The following is an 8052-nucleotide window of genomic DNA, read 5'->3' as shown; positions in this document are numbered from 1 at the left end:
GCCGTCGAAGACTACGACGTTGATAGGTCGGGTGTGTAAGCGCTGTGAGGCGTTGAGCTAACCGATACTAATTGCCCGTGAGGCTTGACCATATAACACCCAAACAATTTGCGTGTTGTACGGTGAAGACGTAACGAACCGAAAGTTCGTGTGAACCGCAAATACCTGTCACATACCCGAATCTGGATGAGCGTGTGCACCTGCCACGAGCGTCCATAAAGAATTGCTTGACGACCATAGAGCGTTGGAACCACCTGATCCCATCCCGAACTCAGTAGTGAAACGATGCATCGCCGATGGTAGTGTGGAGTTTCTCCATGTGAGAGTAGGTCATCGTCAAGCTTCTAATTCCAAAGCCCCTGATCAGCGAGAGCTGGTCGGGGGTTTTGTTTTATGGGCGGGAATAAAGAGTGGATTCTGGCTGGGGCCGGCGGGGTTCAGTTTGGTTTGACCTTCGCGGACAAGGTCTGCTCCTACGGGGGGGGGCGGGCAACCAGTCGGCGGTACCTGTGTGAGGCGTTCGCGAGCAAGCTTGCTCCTACAAGGGGGTGAGGGGCTTGGTCATGATGAGGGTGCGCTCTTCGCCGTGAAGCTGTTCGCGCAGCACGCGGTAGCCTAAGCGAGCGTAGAAGCTCTCAGCAGTGATGGAAGAGGGGACCAGTAGGGTCTCTATGCTGCGCTCCAGGGCGGCTTTCTCGATTCGGCTCATCAGGGCCTGCCCGATGCCTTTGCGTTGCTGCGGAGGGGCTATGAAGAGGCTGCGCACGGCATTGCCGTCCAGGGCGCCAGTGCCCACGATCTCGCCGTCCAGCATGGCGACGAAGACCAGGCGTTGCTCCAGCAACTCTATCACCCGTCCCGGCGTGAAGTGCGCCAGCACTGACTCGATGACACTCGCCGGGTAATCCTGGCCGTTGCTCTCCCTGACAGCTTCTACGATCACCCGGCTGATGGCCTTGGCGTCGTCGCTGCACGCTTGTCTGATCGTCAATCCCATCGATGCACTCCCTGTTATCAGCCTGCTCATCGTGACGTGATCGGTAGCGCAAGGGTGGACCGGAATCGCAGGCAACAAAAAAGGCGCCCTGGGGGCGCCTTTTTTGTTTGGATCACCGATCAGCCGTTGTGGCGTTTCAGGACCAAGGTGGCGTTGGTGCCGCCGAAGCCGAAGCTGTTGCTCATGACGGTGTCGATCTTCGCGTTCTCGCGAGTCTCGCGCAGGATCGGCAGGTCGGCGACTTCCGGGTCCAGTTCGTCGATGTTGGCCGAACCGGCGATGAAGTTGCCTTCCATCATCAGCAGGCAGTAGATCGCTTCGTGAACGCCAGCGGCGCCCAGGGAGTGGCCGGACAGGCTCTTGGTGGAGCTGATGGCCGGAGCCTTGTCGCCGAACACTGCACGTACGCCACGGATTTCAGCGACATCGCCGACCGGGGTGGAGGTGCCGTGGGTGTTCAGGTAGTCGATCGGGGTGTCGACGGTGGCCAGGGCCTGCTGCATGCAGCGGATGGCGCCTTCGCCGCTCGGGGCGACCATGTCATAGCCATCGGAGGTGGCACCGTAGCCAACGATTTCGGCGTAGATCTTGGCGCCACGCTTGAGGGCGTGCTCCAGCTCTTCGACCACGACCATGCCGCCACCGCCAGCGATAACGAAACCATCACGCTTGGCGTCATAGGCGCGGGAGGCCTTTTCCGGGGTGTCGTTGTACTGGGTGGAGAGGGCGCCCATGGCGTCGAACAGGCAGCTCTGGCTCCAGTGTTCTTCCTCGCCGCCGCCAGCGAAGACGACGTCCTGCTTGCCCAACTGGATCTGTTCCATGGCCTGGCCGATGCAATGCGCGCTGGTGGCGCAGGCCGAGGAGATGGAGTAGTTCACGCCCTTGATCTGGAAGGGAGTGGCCAGGCACGCGGAAACGGTGCTGCCCATGGTGCGGGTCACGCGGTATGGGCCGATGCGCTTGACGCCCTTTTCGCGCAGGGTGTCGATAGCTTCCATCTGATTCAGGGTGGAAGCGCCGCCGGAGCCGGCGATCAGGCCGGTGCGCGGGTTGGAGATCTGCTCGGGGGTGAGGCCGGAGTCCTTGATCGCCTGTTCCATTGCCAGGTAGGCATAAGCGGCGGCGTCGCCCATGAAGCGGAAGACCTTGCGGTCGATCAGCTCTTCCAGGTTCAGGTTGACCGAACCGGACACGTGGCTGCGCAGGCCCATCTCGGCGTAGCTGGGGTTGTGGCGGATGCCAGCACGGCCTGCACGCAGGTTGGCGGAGACGGTGTCTTTGTCATTGCCCAGGCAGGAAACGATGCCCAGACCGGTGATCACGACGCGACGCATGCGGATACCCTTAGAAGCTGTCAGTGGAAGTGAACAGGCCGACGCGGAGGCCTTCGGCGCTGTAGATTTCGCGGCCATCGACGCTGACGGTGCCGTCGGCGATGGCCAGGATCAGCGAACGATTGATCGTACGCTTGATGTGAATGTTGTAGGTGACTTTCTTGGCGGTCGGCAGGACCTGGCCGAAGAACTTCACTTCGCCCGAACCCAGGGCGCGACCGCGGCCGGGGTTGCCCTGCCAGCCGAGGTGGAAGCCTACCAGCTGCCACATGGCGTCGAGGCCCAGGCAGCCCGGCATGACGGGGTCGCCTTCGAAGTGGCAGGCGAAGAACCACAGGTCCGGGTTGATATCCAGCTCGGCGACCAGTTCGCCCTTGCCGTACTTGCCGCCGACATCACTGATGTGGGTGATGCGGTCGATCATCAGCATGTTCGGGGCGGGCAGTTGCGCATTACCCGGGCCGAAGAGCTCGCCGCGGCTGCAGCGCAGCAGGTCTTCTCGGGTGAAGGCGTTTTGTTTGGTCATGCGAGCTCCTCAAAAATCCTGGATAGCAGGCGTTGTTTGGCTTGTGCCTGCGGCGCCGCGTTCCGTTGTTGTTGTCACGGTGTCATGCGGCAGCCTAGTCATAGACTATTGCCTTTAAGTGAAAGTCACAGCAATCGGCGAACGCTTGTTCACTTTTCGCCGATGCCAGGTTTCCCTGTCGGGACGCAGGCCTCGGGCCGGTCCGCAGTTTGCGGGCAAGTGCTCCGCCGATCAACGACCTGGAGCAACCCAGCGCTGCAGAATCCGCTGCAGCTCCGCACGTTTGAACGGCTTGGCGAGATAGTCGTTCATTCCCGCCTCCAGACAAGCCTCGCGGTCGCCCTGCAGCGCGTTGGCGGTCAGGGCGATGATCGGTACCTGTTCGCCGCCCGGTTTCGCACGGATCTGCCGGGTGGCTTCGTAGCCGTTGAGCACCGGTAGGCGGCAATCCATCAGGATCGCCGCGAACTCGCCGCGCTCCGAGGTACGCACGGCCTGGGCACCATCGCCCACCAGCGTGACGCGATACCCCAGGCTGCGCAACATAGCTTCTATGACCGTTTGATTCACCGGGTTGTCCTCCACCAGCAGCACGGGCTGACCAGTGGCAAGCGTGTCGCCGCCGTTTGCCCCGTCTTCTGCGGCACTCTGACGCTCCCGGAAGGGCAGGGGAATCTCCAGGGTGAAGGTCGATCCGCAGCCTTCCTCGCTGACTGCGCCCAACGTGCCGCCCATCCGTTCGGCCAGGGTGCGCGCGATGGACAGCCCCAGCCCGGTACCGCCGTAGCGCCGAGAGGTGGATGAGTCGGCCTGCTGGAAGGCCTCGAACATGTGCTCCAGGCGCTCGCGGGAGATGCCGATGCCGCTGTCCTGCACCGAGCAACTGAGCCATAGCACTTCGTCATCCAGTGCCTGCCAGGTGGCTTCCAGGCGCACGCCGCCTTCCTCTGTGAACTTCAGGGCGTTGCCCAGCAGGTTGACCAGGATCTGCCGGATGCGCGTCGGGTCGCCCTGCACCTCGAGGTTGTCGAGACCGTCCTGCACGTTCATTTCCAGTTCCAGGCCGCGCTGCTGGGCGCTGTGCTGGAAGACCTGGATGGAGCTCTGGATCAGCTCGAGCAGGTTGAACGGGATGCGCTCCAGCTCCAGGGCGCCGCGCTCGACGCGGGAGAAGTCGAGGATGTCATTGATCACCTTGAGCAGATGTTCGGTCGACTCGGTGGCCAGTGCGCTGTACTCGGCCTGCTCCTGGTTCAGCTCGGTGGTCTCCAGCAGTTGGAGCATGCCCAGTACGCCGTTCATCGGGGTGCGTAGCTCGTGGCTCATCATCGCCAGGAAGTCGGACTTGGCGCGGTTGGCCTCTTCGGCTTCCTCTCGCGCCGCCACCAGTTGGGCGATGCTGCGCTCCTGTTGCAGGCTGGCCTGTTGCAGGCCGCGGGCGAGGTTGTTGATGTGCCGGGCGAGGTCGCCGACTTCGCCGTCATCCGGCACCGGCAGGGTGGTGTGGTAATCGCCGGTCTGGATCGCCTGGACGGCACGGCCCATGGTGCGGATCGGGGCGGCCAGGCGGCGCGCGAGGCGACGGGCGAGGAGGTAGGTGAGAATCAGCGCAAACAGCGCGAGCAGGCTGGCCTTGAGGAGAATTTCCTGCTGCCGCTCGCTGAAGGCGTCACTGGCCATGCCGACCACCACGCGGCCGAGGTAATCCCCGCTGGGCGGCGCCGCGGCCGGCAGCATGTCGTTGGAGCTGGCCAGATCGCTGCCGTTGAGGGCGATGTTCTCGCGCTGGATCGAGGCGTGGAAGATTTCCACCTTGGTGCTCGCCTGCGCGGGATCGGCGGCGTGTTCGACGTAGACAAGGATGTTGTCGCCGCGGTCGCGAACTTCGATGAAGCGCACATGGGCGGTGCTCAGCGTCGCTCGCAGCAGGCTTTGCAGCACCGGCAGATTGCCGGAAATCACCCCATATTCCGCTGCCGGTGCGAGCTGATTGGCGATCAGTTGGCCGGTGTGGTTGGACTCCAGGCGCAGGTCCTGCAGACGCGAATAGGTGAAGTAGCCGGTCAGCAGTACGGTCAGCAGCAGCGCCGGGCCAAGGCTGATGGCCAGCATGCGCGTCTGGATGTTCCAGCTCTTGCGGGAACTCATGGTTTCTCTCCTTCGGTCAGGCGCCGCGCGAGTTCCGCGTCGCCTGACAGGTCGATACCGAGCGAGCGCGCCACCTGGCGGTTGCTCTGCACCTTGAAGTGTTCGGGGTAGAGGCTGCGGGGCCACTGCTCCGCCGGCTCGTCGAGCAGGGTGTCGAGGGTCTCCAGCCAGTCGCTCTGGTCGCTGTAGGTGCTGGCCAGGCTCCCGGCCTTGACGAAGGCGGCGGTTGGGCCGATCAACGCCCGGTTCTCGGCATAGGCGCTCAGGAGGATGCCCTTGATGGTCTGCGCGTTATAAAGCTGTTTGTCGTCCAGCCCGAGCAATAGGTCACTGCGACCGAGCAGTTCTCGTAGCGGGCGGCTGTCTTCGGCGCGGGTCTGCAGCTCGCTGACCAGTTCCACGCCGAGCTGTTCGGCGGCACGCTGAAGCTCCCCCAGCAGGAATTCGCTGGTGGGTCCGATCAGCACGCCGATGCGCTGCGGGCGTGGACTGAGCTGCAGGGCCAGTTGTAGCTGACGGACCGGCGGCGGGTCGCTCCACAGCAGGCTGAGGTGTGGGACGTCACGCTCGCCGAGCACCTGGCGAGCTTCGACGCGGCTGACCAGCAGGGTCAGCGCCGGCGGCCCATCGTGGCTGGCCAGGCGCCAGTTCAGCGCGCCGCTGCCGAGCAGCAGGAGGCGGGTTTCACCATCCAGTTTGGCGGCGGACGGCAGGTTCTCGGGGGATTCCAGCCGCACCTGGTCGTGCGGGCGACGTTGCGCCAGGGAGTCGGCGAACTCCTGCAGTGCAGGACTCTGTTCGGTGCTGACCAGCAGGATGTCGCGCGCCTGGGCCGGCAGCGAGAACAGGCAGGCCAGCCAGAGAAACAGGGCGGGGAGGAGGGTTCCGGGGCTCGTCCATGAGCGGCGGGCAGACATGCTAGAAGTCCACCTCGGCGCTGAAGTAGAGCAGGTGGCGGCTGTCGTAGCGGTTTTCCGGCCAGGTCAGCGGCTCGTCGTCCAGACGTTGCTGCAGCACGCCGGCCAGTTCCAGCGCGGCGCGGCCGAGGGGAATGCGCTTGGCTACGCGCAGGTCGACGCGCTCGAAGCGGTGCTCGTTCAGCGCGTCGTCGCCATAGTAGAAGACCGAACTCGACCAGCCACGCCCCCAGTCGCGCATCCAGCCGGCCGAGCCGCTGTTGCGGGCGGTGAGGCGCTGGTCGTAGCGGCTGCTGGCGTCGTAGTCGACGTAGGCATAGGTCAGGCGCACGCGGTCCTGCCGCGTCAGGCGCCAGTCCAACTGGGTTTCGGTGCCGCTGAAGCGAATGTCGTTGTCGTTGGTCGGTGCGAAGTCGGAGACCTTCAAGGGATCGCTGATCAGCCCATGGATTTCGTCGTAGTAGGCTTTGATGTCGACAGCGAGCCCGAGTTCGTCGAACTGACCGTTGTAGCCGATTTCCCGCGAGCGCATTCGCTCCTGGTCGAGGTCGCCGGGGCCGTGGGCGCGGGCGAAGTAGTAGGCGCTGGACTGGCCATAGACCGGCGCCGAGAGATTGCGCACCCGGTAGCTCCAGTTGACGTCGTTCTCGTACATGTCCGGCGAGCGCACCGCCTCGGAATACACGGCGCGCAGGCTGTGGCGTGGGGTGATCAGGTAGTTGAGGGCGATGCGCGGGCTGACCGAGCTGCCGGATAGCTGGTCGTCCTCCACCATCGCGCCGCCCTGCAGCAGCCAGTGCGGTGTCAGGTGCCACTCCAGTTGGCCGAACAAGCGCCAGATGTCGTTGTTCACCGTGCCGTCGAAGTAGGTTTCCGAGGTGGCCTGGTCGTGGCGGTAGCTCATGCCACTGACCAGGCGCACGCCGTCGGCGAGGCTCAGGGTGTCCTGGATTTCGAGGTCGTAGCGGGTCTCGCGGATGTTCTGGTTGACCTGCCCGCACACCGGCAGATAGGCCCCGGCCGCCAGCTGTTGGACGACCTGCCGGGCCAGCGCCTGCTCCTGCGCAGTGCCACGGGGAATGCGCGGCAGCGTGTCGGCGAAGTTCTGCACGTACTTCGGGTCCAGGTCCCACAATTGCGCGAGCTGTGGGCTGAAGGCGATTTGCGCCTCGCACGCGTCGAAATCCTGCAGGCGCTCCCAGTGCTCGGCGTAACCCTGCACGTAGAAGCTGTGCTCGGGGTTGACGTCGAAGGTCCAGCGCAGCGAGCCGGCGTAATCGCGGGCGGTCAGGTCGGAATTGTCGTCGCCGTCGGGAATCTTGCCGAAGATCGGCTCGTAGTCGTAGGGCCGCTGGTTGCTCCCTTCCTTGGCGGCGAGTTGCCAATCCAGGCTGTTGCGCAGGTCGAGGCTGTGGTTGGCCACCAGGTTGAAGCGGCTCAGGCGGCGGCCGTCGCGGTAGTCGCGGCCGAACTGGTCGTGATCGAAGCCGTCGTCTTCCTGGCCGGAAAGAGACAGCCGGTAATCGCCGGAGCGGTCATGGATGCCCTGGCTGGCGTACCAGTCACGGACCCCATTCTGGCCGGCGGTGTATTTCAGACGCGTACCCTGGCTGTCGGCGGGGTGGCGAGTGAGGATGTTGATCACGCCCATCAGCGCGTTGGCGCCGTAGCTCACCGCGTTGGGGCCGCGGAAGACCTCGATGCGGTCGATGTCCTCGATGGCTACCGGGATGTCGCTCCAATCCACCGTGGCCAGGCCGGGGCGGTACACCGAGCGGCCGTCCACCAGCACCTGCAGGCGACGCGCCTCGGTGACGTTGGTGCCGTGGTAGTTCACCGTTGCCTGGTTGCCGGACAGGTAGCCGACCATCATGCCCGGCACCAGGCGCATCAGTTCGGGAATGTCGCGTGCGCCGGAGGCCTTGATCAGGTCGCGGTCCAGCACCGTCATGCTGCCGGGGACCTCTGCCGGGGACTGTTTGAGCCGCGTTGCGGTCAGAACTTCAGGGACGTCGAGGCTGTCCACGAACAGGTCGCCCGCCACAGCCTTGCCCGCCAGCAGCGCGGCAAGCAGGGACAGCGGCAAAGGGACGCGGGGGAGACGATGCACGGAACGACCTTGTTCTC

6 protein-coding genes and 2 rRNA genes are annotated in these 8052 nt (G+C 64.4%); 2 read left to right on the top strand and 6 right to left on the bottom strand.

What is annotated here, in order from left to right; genetic code table 11:
- Window positions 1–92, top strand: a 23S ribosomal RNA gene (locus tag ACNFH5_RS30485); the annotation flags it as partial.
- A 134-nt stretch (window positions 93–226) separates the two neighbouring features.
- A 5S ribosomal RNA gene (gene rrf / locus ACNFH5_RS30480) occupies window positions 227–342 on the top strand.
- A gap of 196 nt (window positions 343–538) precedes the next feature.
- Here rrf and ACNFH5_RS30475 read toward each other — a convergent pair.
- The 6 genes from ACNFH5_RS30475 to ACNFH5_RS30450 all read right to left on the bottom strand — a co-directional run bounded on the left by ACNFH5_RS30475 (window position 539) and on the right by ACNFH5_RS30450 (window position 8035).
- Window positions 539–997: a GNAT family N-acetyltransferase gene (locus tag ACNFH5_RS30475; RefSeq protein ID WP_416752661.1), complete on the bottom strand. Its 459-nt coding sequence runs from the start codon at window positions 995–997 to the stop codon at window positions 539–541.
- Window positions 998–1116: 119 nt separating this feature from the next.
- Window positions 1117–2334 (bottom strand): beta-ketoacyl-ACP synthase I, encoded by a 1218-nt coding sequence (fabB, locus tag ACNFH5_RS30470; RefSeq protein ID WP_138525223.1) that lies wholly within the window; start codon window positions 2332–2334, stop codon window positions 1117–1119.
- 10 nt (window positions 2335–2344) lie between these two features.
- Window positions 2345–2860 carry a 3-hydroxyacyl-[acyl-carrier-protein] dehydratase FabA gene (gene fabA, locus ACNFH5_RS30465; protein WP_017517389.1) on the bottom strand — a complete coding sequence of 172 codons (516 nt, stop codon included), beginning with the start codon at window positions 2858–2860 and terminating at the stop codon, window positions 2345–2347.
- A gap of 231 nt (window positions 2861–3091) precedes the next feature.
- Window positions 3092–5008, bottom strand: coding sequence for an ATP-binding protein (locus ACNFH5_RS30460; RefSeq protein ID WP_416752659.1), 1917 nt, complete (start codon window positions 5006–5008; stop codon window positions 3092–3094).
- Window positions 5005–5925 (bottom strand): ABC transporter substrate-binding protein, encoded by a 921-nt coding sequence (locus ACNFH5_RS30455; RefSeq protein WP_416752657.1) that lies wholly within the window; start codon window positions 5923–5925, stop codon window positions 5005–5007. The genes ACNFH5_RS30460 and ACNFH5_RS30455 overlap by 4 nt, the downstream gene beginning before the upstream one ends.
- Before the next feature lies 1 nt (window position 5926).
- Window positions 5927–8035 carry a TonB-dependent receptor plug domain-containing protein gene (locus ACNFH5_RS30450; RefSeq protein WP_416752655.1) on the bottom strand — a complete coding sequence of 703 codons (2109 nt, stop codon included), beginning with the start codon at window positions 8033–8035 and terminating at the stop codon, window positions 5927–5929.
- Window positions 8036–8052: the final 17 nt, after the last annotated feature.

The sequence above is a fragment of the Pseudomonas sp. NY15435 genome (genome assembly GCF_048068295.1).
Taxonomy (GTDB): domain Bacteria; phylum Pseudomonadota; class Gammaproteobacteria; order Pseudomonadales; family Pseudomonadaceae; genus Pseudomonas.
Note: the sequence above shows the minus strand (reverse complement) of the source record. Positions and strands in the feature narration are given on the sequence as shown.

Excerpts from the sequence above, each read along its gene's own strand:
- ACNFH5_RS30475 (WP_416752661.1), bottom strand. The coding sequence starts at position 997 with ATGGGATTGACGATCAGACAAGCGTGCAGCGACGACGCCAAGGCCATC.
- fabA (WP_017517389.1), bottom strand. The coding sequence starts at position 2,860 with ATGACCAAACAAAACGCCTTCACCCGAGAAGACCTGCTGCGCTGCAGC.
- fabB (WP_138525223.1), bottom strand. The coding sequence starts at position 2,334 with ATGCGTCGCGTCGTGATCACCGGTCTGGGCATCGTTTCCTGCCTGGGC.
- ACNFH5_RS30455 (WP_416752657.1), bottom strand. The coding sequence starts at position 5,925 with ATGTCTGCCCGCCGCTCATGGACGAGCCCCGGAACCCTCCTCCCCGCC.
- ACNFH5_RS30460 (WP_416752659.1), bottom strand. The coding sequence starts at position 5,008 with ATGAGTTCCCGCAAGAGCTGGAACATCCAGACGCGCATGCTGGCCATC.